Source organism: Paenibacillus sp. VT-400 (assembly GCF_001029205.1).
Taxonomy (GTDB): Bacteria; Bacillota; Bacilli; order Paenibacillales; family Paenibacillaceae; genus Paenibacillus; species Paenibacillus amylolyticus.
On the sequence record NZ_LELF01000067.1, the window covers coordinates 3,239,936 to 3,262,190 of the forward strand.

The 22,255-nt window shown below is 45.8% G+C and carries 20 protein-coding genes; 7 read left to right on the forward strand and 13 right to left on the reverse strand.

Annotation, left to right across the window (positions count from 1 at the left end; genetic code table 11):
- Positions 1-39: 39 nt before the first annotated feature.
- The 6 genes from EL84_RS24860 to EL84_RS24885 all read right to left on the reverse strand — a co-directional run bounded on the left by EL84_RS24860 (position 40) and on the right by EL84_RS24885 (position 9,725).
- Positions 40-1,038, reverse strand: coding sequence for a sensor histidine kinase (locus tag EL84_RS24860; RefSeq protein ID WP_047843504.1), 999 nt, complete (start codon positions 1,036-1,038; stop codon positions 40-42).
- The gene (locus EL84_RS24865) at positions 1,035-1,748 is read right to left on the reverse strand and encodes a response regulator transcription factor (protein WP_047843505.1); all 714 of its coding nucleotides are present in this window, start codon (positions 1,746-1,748) and stop codon (positions 1,035-1,037) included. The genes EL84_RS24860 and EL84_RS24865 overlap by 4 nt, the downstream gene beginning before the upstream one ends.
- Positions 1,749-1,831: 83 nt before the next feature.
- The gene (locus EL84_RS24870; RefSeq protein ID WP_047844401.1) at positions 1,832-2,806 is read right to left on the reverse strand and encodes a sugar kinase; all 975 of its coding nucleotides are present in this window, start codon (positions 2,804-2,806) and stop codon (positions 1,832-1,834) included.
- Between the two features lie 71 nt (positions 2,807-2,877).
- The gene (locus tag EL84_RS24875) at positions 2,878-3,921 is read right to left on the reverse strand and encodes an SPFH domain-containing protein (protein ID WP_036613328.1); all 1,044 of its coding nucleotides are present in this window, start codon (positions 3,919-3,921) and stop codon (positions 2,878-2,880) included.
- A gap of 453 nt (positions 3,922-4,374) precedes the next feature.
- Positions 4,375-8,751, reverse strand: coding sequence for a glycosyl hydrolase 53 family protein (locus tag EL84_RS30975; protein ID WP_053061605.1), 4,377 nt, complete (start codon positions 8,749-8,751; stop codon positions 4,375-4,377).
- A 257-nt stretch (positions 8,752-9,008) separates the two neighbouring features.
- The gene (locus EL84_RS24885; RefSeq protein ID WP_047843506.1) at positions 9,009-9,725 is read right to left on the reverse strand and encodes a YceI family protein; all 717 of its coding nucleotides are present in this window, start codon (positions 9,723-9,725) and stop codon (positions 9,009-9,011) included.
- A gap of 192 nt (positions 9,726-9,917) precedes the next feature.
- Here EL84_RS24885 and EL84_RS24890 point away from each other — a divergent pair, with 192 nt between their 5' ends.
- Together EL84_RS24890 and EL84_RS24895 are read left to right on the forward strand one after the other, a co-directional pair.
- Positions 9,918-10,604 carry a response regulator transcription factor gene (locus EL84_RS24890; RefSeq protein WP_036672909.1) on the forward strand — a complete coding sequence of 229 codons (687 nt, stop codon included), beginning with the start codon at positions 9,918-9,920 and terminating at the stop codon, positions 10,602-10,604.
- Positions 10,589-12,055 carry a sensor histidine kinase gene (locus EL84_RS24895; RefSeq protein ID WP_047843507.1) on the forward strand — a complete coding sequence of 489 codons (1,467 nt, stop codon included), beginning with the start codon at positions 10,589-10,591 and terminating at the stop codon, positions 12,053-12,055. The genes EL84_RS24890 and EL84_RS24895 overlap by 16 nt, the downstream gene beginning before the upstream one ends.
- Before the next feature lie 95 nt (positions 12,056-12,150).
- Here the strand turns inward: EL84_RS24895 and EL84_RS24900 are convergent, their stop codons facing one another.
- On the reverse strand, positions 12,151-12,963 hold the full coding sequence (locus EL84_RS24900) for an AAA family ATPase (protein ID WP_047843508.1): 813 nt from the start codon (positions 12,961-12,963) through the stop codon (positions 12,151-12,153).
- A 342-nt stretch (positions 12,964-13,305) separates the two neighbouring features.
- On the opposite strand from EL84_RS24900, the gene EL84_RS31495 reads away from it, so the two are divergent.
- Together EL84_RS31495 and EL84_RS24905 are read left to right on the forward strand one after the other, a co-directional pair.
- A complete protein-coding gene (locus EL84_RS31495; protein ID WP_074095586.1) occupies positions 13,306-13,458 on the forward strand; it encodes a DUF1540 domain-containing protein in 153 nt (50 codons plus the stop codon).
- 202 nt (positions 13,459-13,660) lie between these two features.
- Positions 13,661-15,118 carry a 4-hydroxyphenylacetate 3-hydroxylase family protein gene (locus tag EL84_RS24905; protein ID WP_047843509.1) on the forward strand — a complete coding sequence of 486 codons (1,458 nt, stop codon included), beginning with the start codon at positions 13,661-13,663 and terminating at the stop codon, positions 15,116-15,118.
- Positions 15,119-15,139: 21 nt separating this feature from the next.
- Here EL84_RS24905 and EL84_RS24910 read toward each other — a convergent pair whose 3' ends face one another.
- The 3 genes from EL84_RS24910 to EL84_RS24920 are packed head-to-tail and all read right to left on the reverse strand — an operon-like array spanning position 15,140 to position 17,023.
- Positions 15,140-15,706 carry a nitroreductase family protein gene (locus EL84_RS24910; protein ID WP_047843510.1) on the reverse strand — a complete coding sequence of 189 codons (567 nt, stop codon included), beginning with the start codon at positions 15,704-15,706 and terminating at the stop codon, positions 15,140-15,142.
- A gap of 52 nt (positions 15,707-15,758) precedes the next feature.
- A complete protein-coding gene (locus EL84_RS24915) occupies positions 15,759-16,565 on the reverse strand; it encodes a hypothetical protein (RefSeq protein ID WP_053061606.1) in 807 nt (268 codons plus the stop codon).
- Between the two features lie 5 nt (positions 16,566-16,570).
- Complete coding sequence (locus tag EL84_RS24920) at positions 16,571-17,023, reverse strand: flavodoxin (protein ID WP_047843511.1); 453 nt, start codon at positions 17,021-17,023, stop codon at positions 16,571-16,573.
- A 226-nt stretch (positions 17,024-17,249) separates the two neighbouring features.
- Here EL84_RS24920 and EL84_RS24925 point away from each other — a divergent pair, with 226 nt between their 5' ends.
- From EL84_RS24925 to EL84_RS24935, 3 genes are all read left to right on the forward strand, one after another.
- Positions 17,250-18,113 carry a class I SAM-dependent methyltransferase gene (locus EL84_RS24925; protein ID WP_017687801.1) on the forward strand — a complete coding sequence of 288 codons (864 nt, stop codon included), beginning with the start codon at positions 17,250-17,252 and terminating at the stop codon, positions 18,111-18,113.
- A 2-nt stretch (positions 18,114-18,115) separates the two neighbouring features.
- Positions 18,116-18,847 (forward strand): RluA family pseudouridine synthase, encoded by a 732-nt coding sequence (locus tag EL84_RS24930; protein ID WP_036672914.1) that lies wholly within the window; start codon positions 18,116-18,118, stop codon positions 18,845-18,847.
- A 193-nt stretch (positions 18,848-19,040) separates the two neighbouring features.
- Positions 19,041-19,385, forward strand: a complete 345-nt coding sequence (locus tag EL84_RS24935) for an MGMT family protein (RefSeq protein WP_036613313.1) — start codon at positions 19,041-19,043, stop codon at positions 19,383-19,385.
- 103 nt (positions 19,386-19,488) lie between these two features.
- Here the strand turns inward: EL84_RS24935 and EL84_RS24940 are convergent, their stop codons facing one another.
- The 3 genes from EL84_RS24940 to EL84_RS24950 all read right to left on the reverse strand — a co-directional run bounded on the left by EL84_RS24940 (position 19,489) and on the right by EL84_RS24950 (position 22,159).
- Positions 19,489-21,000 (reverse strand): DHA2 family efflux MFS transporter permease subunit, encoded by a 1,512-nt coding sequence (locus tag EL84_RS24940; protein WP_047843512.1) that lies wholly within the window; start codon positions 20,998-21,000, stop codon positions 19,489-19,491.
- Positions 20,997-21,443 (reverse strand): MarR family winged helix-turn-helix transcriptional regulator, encoded by a 447-nt coding sequence (locus tag EL84_RS24945; RefSeq protein ID WP_036613308.1) that lies wholly within the window; start codon positions 21,441-21,443, stop codon positions 20,997-20,999. The genes EL84_RS24940 and EL84_RS24945 overlap by 4 nt, the downstream gene beginning before the upstream one ends.
- Before the next feature lie 275 nt (positions 21,444-21,718).
- The gene (locus EL84_RS24950) at positions 21,719-22,159 is read right to left on the reverse strand and encodes a MarR family winged helix-turn-helix transcriptional regulator (protein WP_036613306.1); all 441 of its coding nucleotides are present in this window, start codon (positions 22,157-22,159) and stop codon (positions 21,719-21,721) included.
- Positions 22,160-22,255 lie beyond the last annotated feature (96 nt).

Genomic DNA, 22,255 nt, shown 5'->3' on the forward strand with positions numbered 1-22,255 from the left:
CATTAAAAAAAAGCACCTCGCCCATGGGCAAAGCGCTCTTTACTTCGGATATTTCGAATGAATCCAGCTGAATCTGACCAACGTTCCCTCATTTGGCTCCGAAAACAACTCCACACGGTTATCCAGTCGGGCACTGATCTCACGAACCAGATATAATCCCATTCCAGTAGATTCGTGATATTGTCTGCCCCGTTCGCCTGTAAAATAGGGATTAAACACGCGATGAATATCTTCGGACGAGATGCCGATTCCCTCATCCTGAATGTCCAGGATTGTACGCTCTTCCTGCTTATAGCCTGTAATGATCACTTTTTTGCCTGATTTGCTATCGGAATAGTTCACGGCATTGGTCAAAATCTGGGTGAACATGAACCGCAGCCACTTGGAATCACTGTATATCTGAAGGTCACCCTCCATACGAATATCCGGTGTAATGCCTCTGCGAATAAACAAACGTCGGTTCTCTGCAATGCTACTCCGAAGCACTTCTTGCAAAGACAACAGCTCCACACGAAAATCCCCTTCAAACTGTTCAAGCCTTGATGAATGCAAGACCATTTCAAGTCCTTTGCGCAGCTTATCCAGCTCATCCTGAATACTGCCCGCCGTCTCATCTTCTACATCTTCCAAGGTCAGTTGGATAATGGACAACGGGGTCTTCATCTGATGAACCCAGCGATTCATGAATACCACCTGCTGTTCCTTGCTAGTACGTAACTGCCCCATCTCGTTCTGCCGATTACGCTCCAGTTCATGTAACAATTGCTGGATGGCTTCCGCCACGACCGAATTTCCAAGCGTTTGGAAAGGTTCGTTTACCAGTTTTCGTGGTTGTTCAAGCAGACGATAATACGCTCGCAGCTGGAAGTAACGTATGATCAGATAGACCAACAGCACAACAGTACTGATCAACATGCCATAGAGAACAATCTTCATCGGACGGCCCTCACCAGAGAGCCAGTACACACACGGAACCAGCAGCATCTGTAACACATAAAATCCAACTAACATCTGGTGGTCTTTCAGGAACAGTCTCATTTCCCTTTCCCCTGTGAGGACGATTCCAGATCCAACACACGATAACCCGCTCCGCGAACCGTCTCCAAAATCTCTTCTGCACCCAGCTCCTTCAACTTCCGGCGAACACGTGTAATATAGACATTCAACGTATTATCATCAATAAAATGCTGATCTTCCCACATTTGTTCTAACAATTTTTCTCGGCTGACAACTCGCCCTGCCTTCGCCATCAGCGCTTCCACCAGTATCGCTTCCTTCTGTGTTAGCTCGGTAGAACGCTCATCATATTCCAATACAAATCGCTCAGGATAAAGGATCATGGGACCGTTCTTCACCTTCACTTCCTGTTGAACAGCAGCGTAAGAACCATAGGCTCGGCGCAGCTGACTACGGACTTTGGCAAGAACGACTTCATATTGAAAAGGTTTTGTAATATAATCATCCGCTCCATGTTCCAATGCCATAATCTGATCCATACCACTATCACGAGCCGATATGAATAAAATGGGACATATGGAATGTGTGCGTATCTGTCTGCACCAATAGTAGCCATCATATTGAGGCAAGTTCACATCCATCAGCACCAGATCCGGTTCCATCTTCACGAATTCATCCAATACATGACGAAAATCATCTGTGACCTGTACCTGGAATCCATTTCGGGTCAGATAAGCCGCCAGCAATCCTGCTAGCTTGGCATCATCTTCAACCAACAATATCGACTGCATCGTTAACCCTCTTTCCGTTTCCTGACGTCAGTGTATCACATCTAGTTACCCATTTTAGTCGGAAACGGCTTGAAAATAAAGCTTTAGACCACGAGACGCCCTCTCTTCTCTGCCAACCCAATGATGGCTTCCACCCCTGAGTTAAACTCAAGAAAGTCCTGCTCGACCCCATCGCTGAAAATAACACCATCCTCTGGCATCTGGGATACAATGTGCAGTGGTTGTTTTGAATGGATCTGCCCAAACACGAGATTGACCGCAGTCGTTCGGCTCGGAAAAGGTTCACGTACTGAAAAATATAAGTACGGCGCATCCCAGTTAAAATGATTCAGCTCTTGCCTGCTCCCATGAATGGATGCCGATGCTGTAGCGACCTCTGCTTCAGAATTCATGTTCTGCCATGCACCGGACCCTACAATTCCGGTGGCTCCGGCCAGCACACTTTTGAACCAGCCTGTCGATCCCATGCCTGTGGATACAATGATGCCACTAGAAGATTGTTGTTCTGTGGATGAACCCAAACGCACTTCATAACGAGCCGATACATGCGTCTTCCGACCAATGAACAGATCATTCACACCATATAGATACTGTCCATCATTGAGTTCAACTTTGGCGAGAGTGACTTCTTTCAAGGTTCGTTGCTTTCGAATGACATCAGGAACAATGAAGCTGAGATCCTCCACGGTAAAAGGTAATAATACCCCATCCCAACGCATCGGGTCCGGATTCACACCGATGAGCGGCTGCTCGGTTACGTATTTGAGGGTATTGGCCACAAGCCCATCCTGTCCAACCACGACCACGATATCTTGCTCTCCAAAGATAAAATTGGGTACATGTTCCCGATCAATCGTCTGAACGCGGCCCAATTGTCCCATCTGCTGCTGTGCCTGCTGCACGGATTGTCGATAACGACGGTCTTCCTCCATATAATCACTGAAGTCTGCGCCCAGACGTTCAATATAGAACTGAGCTTGCTGCACCGTGTTATATCGAACTACCAGTTCCTCCAGTCGGGTCCGGCGCTTCACCAGAATCAGCTTGTGTTCGCTCATCCGATCATCTGCCGCAGGCTGCTGACGTCTTGATTTCCCTGCCTGCTCCGCTTGCTCTCTTCTTCCTAATCTCATCTCGCTCGTCCTCCCTGATCTCGGCCCGGCGCAGGAGACATCAATCCCTGCAACAGATCTGGCGAGATATTAAGTTGCCCAATCTTGCCCGCATTTTCAGCCAGTTCCTGGAACGCAAGTGCGATCAGCTTATCAGAATTCATGCCCATGTTCGCCATTGCTTGCAGTACATTCGGCTGTACATTTTGCAATGAATTCATTACGGCAGCAATCTCATAGGCTTTGGCATCTGCTTCGGCATTGTGATTGGCAATGGTTAACTCAATCAGTTGCTGCTTCCGTTCCTCCATCGCTGTATTGAACTGAAGCTGCTCCTGCTCCATCTCATTTTGTTTCTGTTTCACCGAGCGCTCAGCCTGCAATTGGGTCTCACGAATCTGCTGTTTCTTCGTCTCTATGGCAATTTCGGTGTTCAGTTCATTCTCTTTCACTCGTCTTTCCTGTTCAATGGAGGCATTGCGACGTACATAGAGCGCTTCATCTGCCTGACGCAAAATCTCTTCCCGCGCTTGTGCTTCCAATGCACGCATCGTCTCTTTATTAGGCAGAATGGCAAGTATCGATAGACTCATCAACTCAACGCCCAGTTTCTCCAATTCTTCACTTTGCACAACTTCTCGTTTCATGCTGCTAGCCAGACGTTCACTGGATTGAATAGCTTCTTTCAGCGGCATTTGTTCCAGATGTTTCTTGGTCAGTACTTTCGCTGTGGTGATCACCCGTTGATCCAGCTTGCCGGGGTCGTCGGAAATATACCGATTCTTGCGCAAATTGTACGTGTAATTCAGGCTCTGGGTTATTTTCAAATAATCCACAATTCGATAGCTTAATTGCCCCTGCACAGTAACCGTCTGATAGTCCGCTGTAATCTCTTCGAACATGAACGGTACATCCACCGAGGATACGGGTAGAACCACTACCGATGTGGTCGGCTCATAATAATAGAAGGACAATCCGACACCTTGACGTTGTACCTCACCATTTTTCACTTTCATGACATATTCACTGGGTTGAAACTTCGCAAATCGGAATCCAAACATGGCTCATTCCCCATTTCTTAATATTGTCGTTTTGATATTATCGAAATGATAACAAACGGATTCAATATTGTCAATACGACATTAACAAAATGTTTATATGCCTATTTAAAGAAAGCGGGTCCGTTCTATATAAGTTGAACTAAAGATTATTTACACTGACACTCCGATGACAGATTAACCTTCTAATCGCTGTTATCCCCAGATTTTTTCGATTCCCTTTTCTAAAGGGAAAATCCGGTGATAAAGGCGAACGCTTCGCTTTTTCAGTTTTTTCTGTCCTCTCCGTTATCGTGTAAATCAATAGTTAAACTTATATAATCTCTTTTCACAAAAAATAAAGAGACCGAATCCTATGATCCGATCTCTTTACCTGCTTCGTTATTTTCTATTCATACGTGTTAATGATGCCATTAGGCACCTTTCGTAATCAAAAGCGGACTTTTCTAACTATCTCTAATACAGTTGTTCCATCATTCTGGCGACTGCAACAGCCCCTTGTGCACGGTTTGCTGTTTCTTTCGGAGCAAACGTGCCATCAGGCATGCCATTTAGCAGTCCAAGTTGTTGCATCGAGGCTACAGCTTCTTTTGCATATCCGGCGATCTCATCATTGTCTACAAACACCATATTTCCTTGTACAGAATTGGCCGAATCCTCACGCTGGACAACCTTCAGTGCTCTGTTCAGCATAACGGCCATGTCTTCTCGCGAAATACGTTCATTGGCTCCGAAGCTTCCATCTGCCCGGCCTTGAATAATGTTCATTTCAATTCCAAGTCGTACTGAATCGGCATACCACTGCCCTTCCTTCACATCCGTTGGGACTGAGATAGATGGATCCGGCTGGCGTGTATCACCAATACCTTTAATAATCATTTGCAAAAATTGTGCTCTAGTCAGTTCACCTTGCGGGGCAAAACGAGTTGCGCTCATCCCCGTAATAATCCCTTTACCATATAGGTTCTGCACCTCTTGGAGAGCCCAATTGTGATTTTGCAGATCATTTAATGGTACTTCAACTTCTGCAATGACATAACTGCTGGATTCCAGCGGTTTGAACGTCATCGTTTTGGTCTTATCATCGTACTTGGAATACGTAACAGGTTTCATTTCTCCACTTGCAGATATGGAATGCACAACCATAACTAAATCATTCTTTTTAGGTTGCTCTACATTGGATAGGGCAACTTCTACCGCTCTGTTTGTCCATTGCAATGGCTTATTGTTCATTAACAAATTCACATCAACAATCGTATGATTTCCGATCGTTGCTTTTTGCGATGTGGACAATGTATCTGTCGAACCTTTTGCTACTACGATGTCGAACGTTCCCTCAGTCTCCGCAATAGTTAGCGGGAGTGATTTTAGAGGAACACGAACGGTAGTCTGTCCTACAACTACATCCAGGGATTTCACTTCCTCGGAACGAATCCATTCCGCCAGTTGACTTGAAGCCAACTGGAATGTGACTGTCTTGGCTGTGTCGGGTACATCTGCAAACAGTTTCAACGTACGATTTCCTGCATCCATGGATTGCAGTGCCTGGGTTAATTGAGATACATCTGGACGAATCGCATACTTGTCATTCCCGGTTGCTGTTCCTTTTACCGTTATTAGACCCTTAACTGGCGGATTACTAGGTTCAACCGGTGGTGTTACAGCCGGATTCCCCGTTGAAGGAGCTGTTCCCGGGTTGGAAGGTTGTGAAGGTACACTTGGTTCTGATGGCTGGCCAGGGCCAGGTGTTACATCTTGACGTACAAGCTTACTCACAGCATCTTGTAACGCACGATCCGCATTGCTTACATCTTGCGTTGAAGATTCAACATCCAGAATGAATGCTTTCGCTTCAGAAAGTGCCTTACTAAATACATTCCAGCTTGAAGTCGTGTATTCGGTTTGTTTTAATTTCTCAGCGGTATCTACAGTAGCTTGCAGTGCAGATTTGTCCGCCGGGAACGTACCATATGCTTCAAATTCCATGAATCCTACCCAGGTGGGACCTGTTTTAATCGTTACCCGAATATAACGTCCCTCCGTGCCTTCTGGAAGTACATGGCTAGGTGCGGTCGATACAACAACATCACTTGTGGTGTCCACTACTTTCACAAAATTTTTGTTATCGTTGGACACTTCGATCGTATATTTGATGCCGCCACTCCACATCGACATCTCGATCTTGCGCAGGTTTGCGACTTGCCCCAAATCCACTTGCCACAAGCTGTCAATACTCTTATCGGTCCCCCATGAAGTGTTCGGATTGTTGTCAATTGCACCTTCAGGAGAGTTGGCTTGATTACCTCCTGTCCCTGCACTGCTTGAAGCCGTTGCCGTTTTTCCCGTTGTTAAAGCCTCCAGAGAGACCAGATTAGTAAAGGCTTGTTTCAACGTACTCAGTGCTGAATTCACCTCAGACTGGACAACAGCATTGTTATCTCGGACCTGGATCGCTGCCTTCAACGACTCTTCCAATACAGACCAGCTCCGGCGTGTATAGGAAGATTTAGTCTGCTGCTGCATTTGTTGAATGTACTGGTGCAGTTGTGTTTTGTCCACATTGGATAGACCTTGAATGGCATCATGCAAACGTTTAACCGCTGTATTCGCATCCGTCTGTGTTGCTCTTGGATCATTCAAGACCTGCTCAGCGCCTTCCAGCGCTTTGGTCAACACCGCCCAAGTGGCCGCAGACCAGTCAGTCTGCTGATACGTACGCGCTTCCGCTATTTTGGCTCTGAGCTCGTCAAGCTGCGGGGCGATAACCTGCATTTGCTGCATCACACGTTCCAATGCTGCTGTCGCTGCATCTGTATCTGCTTGAGTCACCCCGCCCGGCGTGTATGCCTGTTCGTATATATCATTCGCTGTCGAGATTGCCGGAGCCAGAGTCACCCAGCTATCCAGAGTAAAATCAGTCTGTACCAATGATTCGGCTCGTGTAAGTGCCGCATCAAGTTGCTGGCGGTCTGCGGGCAGAAGCTCCAGTCCACGTTTGTACACATCCAGTGATGGCAAGGCACGTCCTTCGTAGGAGTATCCACCATTCCCCGGAAATTCATCATAGTCGAACATGGCATGATTTTCCCATGCATCTCCCTCGGAATCAATCCAGCCTACATTGGCGGCAATCCACGCGGGCTCCCAATAGAAGAAGCCTGCTCCGCGGTTTTCCGGCACGTCAGCAATCATATCCATAATGCCAGCAATAGCATCATATTGCCCCTGTACCGTTGCAGGGAATGTTGCTCCCCCAACATGAAGCGCTTCATCCGATCCGATGATGTTTCCATGAGCGTCCCCGTTTTTGTAGGAAAACGGATAGGACGTTTCAGCGATAATGACATCTTTGCCAAACTCGGCTGACACTTCATTCATCGTTTTCTGTACATCTGCAAACGTCCCATGCCAGAACGGGTAATACGAAAGTCCGATGATATCGTACTTCAGTTCGCGTTTCTCCAGCTCACTGAAATACCATTTGAACGTATCCACCTTGCCACCTTCAGCCAGATGGATCATAATCTTCACCTTATCCGCGTTATTGGTGCTCTCTCCTTCTACTGCACGTACAGCATCAACTCCGCTTTTTAGCAATGCAACATTTTGCTCGAAATCCACGTCACTGCTCAAGCCGTTCAGAACACCACTGTTGATCTCATTACCGATCTGCACCATATCAGGCATGGCGCCCTTAGCTTTCATTTCTCCCACAACTTCATACGTATAGTTGTATACGGCCTGCTTCAGCTCTTCATGCGAAAGGCCTTCCCAAGCTTTGGGACGAAGCTGCTGACCCGGGTGCGCCCACTCATCCGAGTAGTGGAAATCCAGCAGGATTTTCATACCTTTTTTCTTCACGCGCTCGGCCAAACGAATGACATCGTCCTTGTCGTTGTATCCCCCTGATTTCTGTGGATCATTCCACAGACGAAGACGCACATAATTGACACCGCGGTCCTTGAGTATATCGAGCAAGTCCCTTTCTGTGCCATTACTATCTAAGTATTTGCCGCCGTTATCCTCAATCGCTGTTAAAGTAGAGATATCTACTCCTCTAACATAATCCGTTCGATATCCCCCTACCGTTACATTAGCTTCTGCTGGTAAGAAAGCACCGTATACTGCACCCGTCACGGTAAAGCTGCCCGCATTTGCGTACTCTGAAGGGTCGATACTGTCCCATTTTACTGGAACCGAACCAGATTTGTCGTTCAGATACTGCGCTGTCACTTTTGTCGGCAGAACAGGAGCAACCCCAGCCACTGTATTGACCTTAACGGGATCGTAACTTGTAATGGTTGCTGGATCAATTTCTTCCTCTTCTCCCCAGACTTTAAGCTCGGATATCCCAGGCCACCAAGTTGCTCCCGCATAGTACGGAATCGTAACCTTCACATACTGGACAGATGTACTGGTCTGGAATTCTTCACTAGCAACAGTCTGTTTTATTTCGTTAGTCGTTTGGTCCACAACAGTCGACCAGTTGTTACCATCATCAGATACTTCAATCAAATATTTTACAACTTGGTCTTTGTCCTTCCAAGTCAACTCCGCTCCGGAAAGCTCATATGGCGCACCTAGGTCTATGGTCAACCAATGAGGATTGCTTTCAGAAGAAGGTGAGCTCGCACTCCAGTGAGTATTCACATCACCATCCACCGCCTTTTCTTTTTGTCCCTCATACAATAGATCTTGCTCACTTACCGTAACCGCCTTGTTAAGTGCCACGTTCACTTTTGCATCTTCTGCAGCCGCTGGACGAACCATCAACCCCAGATCACAGAACAGCATCAGTAATACCAGACACCCGCTTATGTACCTCTTATTCACTCTTGATCTCCCCCTTTTTGTGTTTGATTGTGCATGGATCAATGAATGTTATGAATCCTCCTCATTGTAAGCGCTTAATAGTGATGGGTAACACGGCATAATCCAAAGGAAACAGCAGTTATTTTAACAATATGATCCTGTAACAGTTACTTTTGAGCTATATCGATCACACTATTTTGCAAAAGAAACAAAAAAATCTGTCCGTCTACCGTAAGGCAGAACAGAACAGATTTTCAGGTATATGATCATTGTTACACTTATTTAGAAAGTTTTAATTCAAGCTGTACCTGGATATCATTTTCAGTCGAGAGCACAACGGAGTGTGGATTTTCCATTCCGAAATCTTCGAACGTTACCATGGATGTTGCCGACAACAAGACTGCATTATTCTCATAAGCAGCTTTTGCGTCAAAAGTTACTTCTTTTTCAATACCTTTAACCGTAATCGTACCATTCATTTTGATATCAACCGTTTGACCGACAGGCCATTCCGTAGGTACCCCTTCAAATGAAGTCGCTGTAAATGTAGCTTGTGGATATGTAGCAACGTCGAAGAAATCGGCTTGCTTCACGTGACCATCACGCTGTGCATTCCCGGAATCAATTCCGTCCATCTCGATCTGTCCTTCTGCCTTCATCTGAGCAGCATCATCAACATTAATGGTCCAATTCCCTGTTACCTGCTCGTCCACAAAGTTAACGGTCTCCTGTGATGTGGTTACGGAGAAATATACTTTCGAACCTTCGCTGATGCTCCAGTCTCCGTTCAGTTGCTCTGCTCCAGCAGTTTCATTGGCTACAACCGTTCCTGTGCTATCTACAGCTGTGGTGGAAGTCGCTGTGCTCGCAGGAAGCACCTGCTCAATCTCCACGTTGTTCCCCAAGTAACTGTTTGTGATATAGTAACCACCGCCACCGATTACGGCAACCGCCGCTACACCTGTAATAAGCCATGCTTTTGCTTTCTTGTTCATCTCTATGTTTCCTCCAGTACATGATTGTTTAGGTTGCTTCTTGGAGTGAATCATATCAATTGAATGTGTCAGGAAGAAGTCAAGATAAGACAAGTCACATATTTTTTTCAAATCCGTAATACAGGATTGGCTTTACGCTCTGGCTCATGTAAAATCAGTACAAGTTTACAAAGCGAAAGGAGAACGCTTTTTTTGAAATCCATACTTATCGTCGAGGATGAGCAAGCTATTGCACGAGTATTGGCTGCTTATCTGAGAAAAGCAGAATTTGAAGTTCATCATGCAGCAGATGGACCTACTGCACTGACCCTTTTTGATACCGTAACGCCTTCCCTTGTATTACTTGATGTGATGCTACCAGGAATGGACGGATGGGATCTGCTGCGGATTATTCGTGAAAAAAGTGCTTGTCCCGTGATCATGCTAACTGCACTGGATGACATTTCAGACCGTCTCAACGGACTAAATGCCGGTGCTGACGATTATATGAGCAAACCTTTTGTACCGGAAGAAGTGGTCGCCAGAGTTAATGCGGTGTTGCGCCGTAATCCACATTGGACCTCAGGTGGCAAAGAGAAGCGTTCCTTTGGAAATCTCGTCATTGATCTTGCTGCCAAGCAGGTGCTGCTGAACGGTGCAGAGGTTGCACTCACACCTCGTGACCTGTCGTTACTGTTCTTCCTGTCCGATTATCCGAATCGTACATTTACCAGAGATCATCTTATTGAACAGGTATGGGGGATGGACTATGATGGCAGTGACCGTGCTGTGGATCTATCGATTAAACGACTACGTCAAGCCCTCTCCCACTGGTCGCCAGAGACGGGAGAAATTCGGACGTTGCGAGGAATGGGGTATCAATTTTGGATCGCCAACTGAAACAGAAGAAACCCAAACGAACGATATCCATTCTGTCACACTGGACACTGCGATATTTTCTCATTTTGTGCATTGGCTTCACGATTATTGCGGCAGGGGCACTCTACTGGATTCGGACAACTTCCATTGAGAAAAGCCTCAAAACCGCAGAACTGCTTGGGCTGGAGATTGCCGATCGAGTGACCAGTGAAAATAATATGCTTCGGGTTCCACCCGATCTGGACAGACTGGTAACCAAGCGAGAGAAACTATTCAACACAGATAATTATTTTTGTGTCATGATCTTGGACAACAACAATCAATTGATCTTTTCCCAGCCTAAAATGGAGCAAAAAGATGTGCATTATCGACTGTCAGACGATTATCTTGAACCTCGAAACAACAAATATGCAGGTGTAACGGTCAACATATCCGAGGGCGATCAAACCTTGGGTAAAGTGTGGGTCATGCAGTCCAAACAATCCATTACATTTGGTCCAGAGACGATATGGCTCGTGGCTCTAATCCTCGGAGGACTAATCCTCTGTGGATGGTTTACAATCTATCTCCTGTCCAAAAAGTTATCCAGACCGATTCGTCAGGTCGCCTATGCCGCTGAACAGATTCGAGGTGGCAATTATGATGTGAGTCTTGACTTGAATACACGAGAACGTGAGATCAATGAACTTGTAAATTCATTTCGCGATATGGCCACTCGTCTCCAACAACTCGAAGAATGGCGTACACTTTCGCTGGCAGGGGTAAGTCATGAACTCAAGACACCGGTAACTTCCATCAAGGGGCTCGTTATGGCGGTACGTGACGATGTCGTGAGTCCACAGGAAGGTAAAGAATTTTTGGATATCGCTTTGAAGGAATCTGAACGCATGGAGCGAATGGTCGCAGATTTGCTTGACTATAACGCCATGGCTGCAGGAAGTGTTGCCGTTCGCAAGGAACGGACGGATCTGAAACTGTTGGTCGGTGAGATCATCTATCAGTGGAAGATTGCGTATGAGGACAAAATGCCAGAGGTTCAGCTGCACGCCCCTCCAATTAACTTTTTTACCATGGGGGATGCTCTCCGCATTCAGCAGATCATTGTCAATTTGCTTAATAACGCACTTCATGCCACAGCTCCTGAACAGAAGGCTGTCTTCGATATTTATCTAAGTACAGAAGAACAGATGCTTTACGTTGATGTTAAGGACCACGGCACAGGCATCGCAGCCGAAGAACAACCAAAAATCTTCGAACGGTTCTATCGTGGAGAACTCAAAAAACGTCGTAACCGCGGTCTGGGTCTAGGATTAACATATAGCCGCCTACTCGCTCAGGAACAGGGCGGTGAACTGACACTTGTCTCCAGCAGCCCGGAAGGCAGCATGTTCAGATTAAGTCTGCCACGCTGGACTGCAACACAAGAAGCCATGAATACAGAAAAAGCATACGGAGCAGCCGTTAAAGTATAACGCATCACGCTAACATGCCAACTAGCCCAGAACTCCATTCAAGAGACTGGGCTAGTTCAACGTGTTCCTTGTTGCTTTATCCAAAATGGAAGCAATCAACACTCTAATACACGTGGTCTGTATTCATCGTAAGCATCCGAGATCAGTTGCTTATGAAGTACACTACTGACAATGATTGCTTTCCGCTTTGCTTTCAGAACGATCTGCTCTATATCCGCATAACTGCACCCGTTCAAGCGTTCACATATGTAATCTTCCAGCCGAGTCTCCTGTTCAAATGCCCCTACCAATTTGCTGATATACAATTTGCGACTCGAATCATCAGGCATACCGTAGGTCATCTTCGTATCAAACCGCCGCCAGATGGCGTGATCCAGTTGTGTTTCCAGATTCGTTGCAGCCACCAGAATGCTTTCCCCATCGAATTCGTCCAGACATTGCAACAACGTATTGACGACACGAGCCATCTCTTTCACTTCATCATTGCTCTCACGTGTCCGTCCTATGGCATCAAATTCATCGAGAAATAACACACAGGGATTCATTCGTGCATATTCGAATAACTTACGTACGTTACTCCCCGTCTCCCCAAGATGGCTATGAATGATCGCATCTAATCTCACAAGAACCAATGGCAGATCAAGGCGCTCCGCCAGATGTGATGCCGTTAATGTTTTTCCCGTACCGGGAGGCCCGAACATGACCATTTTGTTGGGGATTGATACATCATGCTCTCTGAACTTCTCTTTCATGCCCAGAATGGTGATAAATTCATTAATGATGCGTTCATTTTCAGCGGAAAATACAATATGCTGGGCTTTATGCCTACACTCTTTTGGCGTGTAAAAAGCAGCCATATCGATCCCTTTCGCGCGGGGAATCCGGTTCATATGGTTTATTTTGCTCATGTATACACTTGCTCCTTCATTTATGGTTTCGTGTAAATGTTTAGTTCAATTTGTATAGAACCAATTAGACTTTTAATCGTAATTATTACTATTAAATAATAACATACTACTGCCTTTTTGCAAATATAACCACAGCACGTCCACTATTTTGCCACAGATGGGGGCATTTGGTTGCAAGCATCAAGAAAATTTGCTATTCTGAATATGCATCGTTGTGTATAACGCAAAAAAGCCCTCCGAATTTCGTGAGAGCAAAAATTTTCCAGATTGGCAAGCGGCAACTTGTTTTATCCGGATCTTTATACCAACGACTGTAATCCAATTAAAGTGAGGTTAACAATCATGGCAAAAGACGTATTGTGTGAAGTTAATTCCTGTCGTCACTGGGCTCAAGAGAACAAATGTAACGCTTCTTCGATCTACATTGTGAGTCACAGTTCCAAAGAAGCAAGTCAGTCTGCTGAAACAGACTGCAAGACTTTTGAAGTAAAATAAGTAATTTCAAATGATCCACTAAAAGGAGCCCTTGCCGGTTCCTTTTTTCTTTGTCTATTGTAACAAGAATGATAATTATTATCAAGCCCTATTCTGTAAAAATCCTTCTAACCTCTTCAATGCACATTGGACAGATGACCTACGTACACTACGTAAGAAGTCAGTCTGCCCATGAACGATTAGAACCAAGAGGTGAATAATAATGCCTGTTAAAAGTGGCTCACAGTATCGCGAACGAATTGATGCCCAGTCCGTCCCTTGCTGGTACAAAGGTAAACTTATTACTGGAAAACGCTCTGAACATGTAGCATTTGCTGGTTTAATGGAAACTCAGATGTACATGTATGATCTGCAATCTGATCCTCAATTTGCGGAAAAGATGACGTATGCCTCCCCGGCAGACGGCAAACCTGTGGGCATATCCTTCCTGCCTCCAACGAGTGCCGATGACCTCCGTAAACGCCGGGAAGGGATGAATATCTGGGCAAATGTCCATCATGGCTTTCTTGGTCGCTCACCCGATTACATGAATACAGCCATAATGTCCTTTTACACAGGTGCCGATCTCCTGAACGAATTATCTCCCCAATATGCAGAAAATCTCAAGAATTATTATGCCTACTGCCGTGATCATGATATTACGCTATCCCATGCCTTCATTCAGCCATATGCCAGCAAAATCTCAGGGCAATTGGATGCCACTGAGGATGCTATTGCCGCAAAGGTCGTAGATCGCACTGAGGAAGGCCTCATTATTAGCGGAGCATTTATGATGGCTACACAAGCTGCCACTTCGGATGAGATTTTTGTCTATCCGTCACCTTCTCCTGCCCCATTTGATGACGAAAATCCATTTGCATTCTCTTTTGCTGTCCCCAATGATCTGCCAGGAATCAGTCTGGTATGCAGGGATACTTACGCAGCCGAATCTCACACCAACTATCCTCTGAGTTCCAGATATGAAGAAATGGACAATATCGTCATCTTTGACCGGGTGCTTGTTCCGCATGAACGAATATTTTTTGCAGGAAGTGAGGAAATGTCCTCACGTCTCTTCAGTGGTAGCAACTTTCATATTCACGCAGGTCATCAGGTATTGTGTCGTTATATTGCCAAGACGGAATTTGTTCTCGGTACAATCCAGCTTCTCACGGATACACTGGATCTGAATACGGAAGCACATGTTATAGAGAAATCTGCACGTGTGTTCGCAGGTCTTGAATCGTTAAAAGCATTGGCCTTGGCCGCGGAGGCAGGTGCAATACCAGACGGACGAGGATTTGTATTACCTGCACCCAAACCATTAATGGCAGCCAATCTCCTTTTTCCGAAACTTTATCCTGAGATGATTGAAATTCTGCAACTCTTGGGTTCGAGCGGGGTGATTATGATCCCTCAGGAAGAAGAGTTTCAATCCGATATCGCTCCGTCACTGAATATATATCTGAAAGGGAACGATATGGCTTCTCACGAACGCAACGCTCTGTTTCGCCTGATCTGGGAGCTTGGGGCTGGATCATTCGGGGGCAGGCAGACCCAATTCGAACGATTCTTTTTTGGCAATGTCCTTACGGTGTCCAATCGATTGTTCTCCGTCTACAACAAAGATCAGACGAATCGTCAGCTCGTTCGTGATTTTCTGTCCAACACCAGCAAATAAGAGAACTAATGAATCATTTTTTTATACCAGATGGTCATAGACCGTCATCAGTTCAGAGGCTGGTCTGCTTGCATCTATATCCCGCAATGCAGGCTGGTCTCCGTAACCGATATGGAAGACCCCCAGCACCTTCTCTTCACTTGTCAGTCCCATCAAATTCATAAACACAGGATGTTGTTGATAATCATTGATCTTCCAGACAGCATTCAAACCCTGTTCCGCAGCCAGAATACTAAAACGTTTGCTCCAGGCTTTGGCCGGCAGAAGATCATCCTCACGGGCATTTCTAGGCGCCACGACAACCAGATGGGTAGGGATTGCTTCCGTGTATTGATATGTAGCCCAATCGCCGTAGCGATCAGCTAGGTGGGGTGGATAGCTCTGTCTGACCGCTTCCAGATAAAGCTGTCGTCCTTCGCCAGCAAACAACATAAACCTCCAAGGTTCTGAACTCATTACATATAATGAAGGATCTGCTTCATCAAGCAACTTTCGTATAACCGACTGGGGTACTGGCAACGGACTGAATTCGCAAGTTCCTGCACGTCTCTTGCTGCTGCTTATATCTTGACTTAGACCGGTAGACATGGCAACTTCCCCTCCTCTATCTGCATGATATATCGTTATCCTTCAACTGTCTTCACATCAACCATGTTTTCTTCGGTTCAATGGCTTCCGTTCTCCAGCGATCTACCTCTTCGTGGATGCGCGCCTTATCACGCGTCGTAAACTGTTCTGACTCCGCCACTTCTGCTTGCGGCATGCTGTCACGTATCAAGCGAATGTAGTCCATGGAACGGATCAGAGACTGGCGTCCAGGGATGTACCTGATTTTGCGTCCTTCCAACAAGCAGTATATCTCGATCATACCCGGTAATTTTCCGAAGGCTTCCCAGCAGAATGCACTGACCATATGCTGAAACGCCTCAACTACGTTTGGATCATGGACAACCATATATTTCTGAATAAGCAGCGAATCCCAGCCTTCGGGTTGCCAGGCCGCCTGAAATATCATCGATAAATGCATGGATAATGAAGGTAACTCCGTTCTCCACTGTTCAAAAAGAATGGCTGGATGCTTCAGATCATCGTTCATTGCAATGGCGAGTGACAATTCATCCGTAATCTTGTTCTTCACATCCCAGTAATGGAGAACAGATTCGAAACCATCCGTCTTTCTGGGCCACCACTTCTCAAGTAAATACTGTACGGGTACCTCTTTGCGAACATCGGGGTCGAGACTGTAAAAGGCATTGACCGCATGGCTCACCGCATATTGTACACGGTGCCTCCATTGCAGTGGAAGACGCTGCTCAGACACTGGTTCAGGGCGGATGAATCGGTGTGGGCTGCGCAGCATTTCTTCCAATCTGTAATCTTCAAGCAGACGTTCAGGAAGGTCATTCCTTCCGACTGGCATCGCTGCCTGAACATTATGTCTTAACATGATCTTTAGGATACCTGTAATCCGGCAGCAGCGAAGCGTTTGCCAAAGTCACGGCATGTTTCTTTCTCCTGCTCAAGCGGACTATATTCAATTTTCAACATCTCTGGAGATACCTCCGCCCCACGCTCTTGCAGCTTGGCAGCCGCTAGATCAACTGCACCGCAGAACTGCTCATACGAGGTGTCACCACTACCAAACACCGCAGCCCTCGTACCACTCAGGTCAAGCTCATCCAGCTCCTCATAGAAATCAAGGAATTCATCTGGCAACTCCCCATCTCCCCAAGTGTACACACCGATCATGAATCCGTCATAGTCCAATACATCAGATGCATTACAATCCGTTACGGATTTCAGGTCTGCCTCGTGGCCTCCCTGTGTAATTCCTTCCACAATCAGTTCTGCAATTTCTTCTGTATTTCCTGTCATGCTCGCATAAGCTACTAACAATTTAGCCATCTATTTTTCCCTCACTTTATTTGATCATGTTATATTCTCTCTATGAAGAAAGAATGAATTTTGGATTAACAAAATCATATGTGATAATGATTATCATTGTCAAATTAAATTTTTGGTTATCTTTGTTTTTCAGTATATGGTGCACTCCCGTCCCCCAACTGGCGTCCAAGCCCTTTTTTGTTGTACAATAGTATCCAAATGACTTTTGAAGGATGGATAAATCATTATGTACGTAGCTAAGAATTGGAAGGACTATGAAGTAATCGATACAGGAGGCGGCGAGAAACTGGAGCGTTGGGGAGATGTGATTTTACGCAGACCCGATCCACAGATTATCTGGCCCCTTGAGCAAGAAACCAATGAATGGCGTCAGGTGCATGGTCACTATCATCGCAGTTCTTCCGGTGGCGGTAACTGGGATATGAAAAAGCCCATTCCCGAGCGCTGGACGATCGGATACGAAAACCTGAAATTCCACATTAAACCTACCAGCTTTAAGCACACTGGTCTGTTCCCTGAACAAGCCGCCAACTGGAGCTGGATGATGGATAAAATCTCCAATGCAGGACGCCCTATTTCTGTCTTGAACCTGTTTGCCTATACAGGCGGAGCAACGGTAGCCGCAGCTTACGCAGGCGCTTCTGTTGTGCATGTGGATGCTGCTAAAGGCATGGTTCAATGGGCCAAGGAAAATGTTCAATTATCCGGACTGGCTGATCGCCCTGTTCGTTTTATTACAGATGATGTATTCAAATTTGTACAACGGGAACAACGTCGCGGAAATCGTTACGACGCTATTATTATGGACCCTCCTTCATATGGCCGAGGCCCTAATGGAGAGACATGGAAACTGGAAGAGAACCTATATCCTTTCCTGAAGTCATGTATGACGATCTTGTCGGATAATCCATTATTCATGCTGGTTAACTCCTACACTACGGGCATTTCCTCTACGGTTCTGCGCAACATGTTGACCATGACGATGTCTGCTCAGTACGGTGGTGACATTACTGCAGGTGAAATTGGTCTGCCGATCACACGCAGTGGTCTGGATCTGCCTTGTGGTATTCTGGGCCGTTGGGAGTCTTAATCATGTCAGAACATCGGCATGATCACGATGCGATTCCGATTCTGTTCGAAGACAACCATCTGTTAGGCATTACGAAGCCGGTCAATGTACCTACCCAGGAAGATTCATCAGGTGATCCGGATTTGCTTACATTGCTGAAGCAGGATCTGAAAGAACGATACAACAAACCTGGCAATGTTTATCTCGGGTTAGTACACCGACTTGATCGTCCTGTTGGAGGGGCAATGATTTTTGCCAAGACTTCTAAAGCAGCTTCGAGATTGTCCGAGACTGTGCGGGGACGTCATTTCCGTAAAATATATGCGGCTGTTGTACATGGCAAGTTGCCTGCACAGCAGGGAACGTTAAAACACACGCTCCTGAAAGATGCACGTACAAATACCGTTACTGTTGTACCTAAAGGTACGGCTGGCGGTAAGGATGCCGTTCTGGATTACCGTGTTATCGGCGAGACAGACCGTTACAGCCTCGTCCATATCGAACTGCACACCGGCAGATCTCATCAGATTCGAGTGCAAATGAAAGAAATCGGCTGCCCTCTGTACGGGGATCAGAAGTACGGCGCAAGCGTGAATAAACCCGGGCAACAGATTGCTCTATGGTCTGCGATTGCTGCTTTTCCTCATCCAGTTACTAAGGAAGAAGTTATTCTGCAATCTTTGCCTGCAAGAGAATTCCCCTGGGCAGAATGGCCAGACGCTGTGTACCAAAAAGCTTTTGGACAATCTCAATAAATACGTGTTCAAAAAGACTGGTTTTCAATACCGATAAGATGGGATCAAAAGCGGTTTTATCGAACAACCTCTATAAGTGCACAGGATCAGGTTACATCTGTCCATACAACGTGTCGTTCAGATTCTGTATCTGAACGACACGTTTTCTTATATTTTCAGCTGTATACCTAAAATACAGAGAGGAGACATCATGATGACCCCGTTTACCAAACAAGTCGTTGCGATCATCGCGGCGATTCCCGAAGGTAAAGTGATGACTTACGGTCAGATTGCAGCCCATGCCGGGAGTCCAAGAGCCGCGAGACAAGTCGTACGTATTCTGCACTCGATGAGCCGCAAGGAACGTCTGCCCTGGCACCGTGTCGTCAATGCAAAAGGAGAAATCTCCATACCGGACGAACACTCGCGCATGATGCAGGAAACAGAACTGATTAGCGAAGGTGTGGAGTTTCAACTGAACGGAACCATTAATCTCAAACAGTTCGGTCATGAGCCCGATCCTGTATTTCTTATCGATCCAACGATCCAGCCCGAATAATAAAGTACTCTCCTCCTATCGCGCACACCAAAAAAAGAGAACTCAGGCAGTTAGGGTTACCCCTTCGACTGCTAGAGTTCTCTTTTTGGTTTTCTGATATTCGTTATGCAGTAGCCGTCGCTTTTTCCTGTTCTACAGTAACAGGTTCGACAGCTGGTTTTGTTTTCCGAATAAAGAACGCCATGATCAAAGCAACCACGGTCATTCCGGTAGCCACAATGAATGCATAGTTAACGCCGTAAATCGTTGCATCTGCTGTAGCTGCTAACATCGCTGTCTTATTATTAGGGTCAACTTGGCCAGCAGCCACTGCATCCGCCAGATGTGTTTTGAGCTTACTACTCATGATAGTAACCAGAATGGCTGTACCGATCGCACCGGCAACTGTACGCAATGTATTGGACATCGCTGTACCATGCGCGTTCAGACGTTGAGGCAGTTGATTCAGACCTGCTGTCTGGATTGGCATCATCAGCATCGACATACCGAACATACGAGCCGTGTAGATAAACATCATGTAGCCGTAGGTCGTATCGATTGCCAGACGACTCAGTCCAAAAGTTGTAATTGCCGTAATGGCAAGACCTGCAACCGAAAGCCAGCGTGCGCCCACTTTATCAAATATGCGACCTGTAATTGGGGACATAATCCCCATCAATATCGCACCAGGCATCATCAGAAGTCCTGATTCAATTGGTGAGAATCCACGAATGTTTTGCAGGAAAATAGGGAGCAGGATCATACCTGCAAACATCGCCATGGTCACGAGCATATTGATAATCGTTGTTAATGTATACATGTTGTACTTGAAAATACGGAACTCAAGGAGCGGATGATCTGTTGTCAGTTGACGAATAACGAACAGAATCAGGGATATCGCACCTACGACGAGACATCCAATGACAATTGCACTGCCCCATCCATCGGTACCCGCATCACTGAATCCGTAGAGCAAACTACCAAAACCAAGTGTAGATAAAATTACGCCTGGATAATCCAGTTTAGGTCTGGACTGACGTGTTACGTTTTTGACAAAAGCAATACCAATTGCCGTTGCAATAATAGAGAATGGCAAGATGATGTAGAACAACAATCTCCAGGAATAATGCTCAACCACATAACCTGAAAGTGTAGGACCAATCGCAGGAGCCAGAATCATCGCAATCCCCATGGTTCCCATGGCCTGACCGCGTTTCTCGATTGGGAAGATGGTCAGGAATACAACGGTCATCAGAGGCATCAGGATACCTGCACCTGCCGCTTGAATAACACGACCTACCATCAGAATAGTGAAGGTTGGACTAAGACCACAGACTAACGTTCCTATGGTAAATAGAGTCATGGCTGTAATGAAAATTTGACGTGTTGAAAATTTGGCAATCAGATATGCCGTAACCGGAATAAGTACACCGTTGACGAGCATATAACCCGTAGTTAACCATTGGGCTTTGTTTGCATTGATCGCGAGGTCTTCCATGATTTTAGGAAGCGCTACGTTCATCAGGGTTTGGTTCAGGAATGCCACAAAGGCACCAATTAACAATGCCGCTACAATAGGGCCTTTCTTGATGTTGTCCATCGCTGAGGATGGAGCTGCAGCAGTAGTCGTACTCATATGTTGTTCATCTCTCTTCCTTCTAACTTTTCAATCATTTGACTATGAATTCTAAGTAGGTGCTCAAGGTCTTCCTTCGATATGTCCAGAATGGGTGATACTCTTTCCATCCACAAATGGTGCGTTTCCTGTTGGGCCTGTTCCCCTTTATCCGTAATCTGAAGCTTAACGGATCGGCGGTCAGCATCCGAACGTGTCCGAACGATATACTCGCCTTTGACCAGTCGCTCTACAACAGCGCTCATGGAACTACTGCCCATATGGCATAGCTCAGCCACTTCATTGATGCCAATGGAAGGACGCTCCCTCAGGATGGATAACACCATAAACTGGATCGAAGTCAGCTCGATCTCCTTGTTTTCATTCCAAAATGCTCGAAAAAGCATTTGATTCACTTGGCGGAACGAATTAATAATATAGAATACTTCATACGTATCAGTCATTGTTTCACCCTTTTACTTTTGGAATATAATATTTCGTACACGAAATATCAGGGGAACAATTATTTATTATAACAAAAATATTTACATAGTCAACTCTTTACATATGAATTCACAAAAAAAATATTAGGACATACTAACTGTGTTACATCCATGCCTTTACCCAACTAACCTGGACACAGTGTGTAGCATATGTAATTTGTAAATAAAATAACCATAGGGCTCCTGCATGAAACGAGCAGGAACTCCTATGGTTATTCAGAAGAATCAGCATGGTATCATACCGAAGTAGATAAGGCAGGCTCTTTGGTTTTGGGTGTTGTCATTTTGCCTAACAGATATACCAGCAATTGTTGATTGTGCATCGAAATGTTACTGAGAACAGAGTTCATGAATTCATTCCGGATGGTGATTCCCCGCTCTGTCTCCATTCTTCCTTTCTCTGACAGAGATACCCACACAATGCGTCGATCCTGATTATCCCGATTCCTGCGAATCAGATCATTCTTCTCCATTCGATCGAGCAGCATGGTTACAGCAGCTGGCGTAGTTGACAGATAAGGAATCAGATCCGAAGGTTTCATCTTCTGATGGTCTTCAAGTACCTCCAAAACAGCCAGCTGAGCCTCCGTTAATGAGGGTGCCAGCTCTTGATCCATATGCAATTTATAATCTTTGGTCAACCTGGACCAGCACTTGGCAAAATCGGAATTATACATCTTCCATCGCTCCTCTCTGCAACCAGTTATCACTTCACCTGCTTAAGTTTTCGCGCTCCAAAGCCGCATTCCTGCTGCCTTTTTTCAATTTCCTAG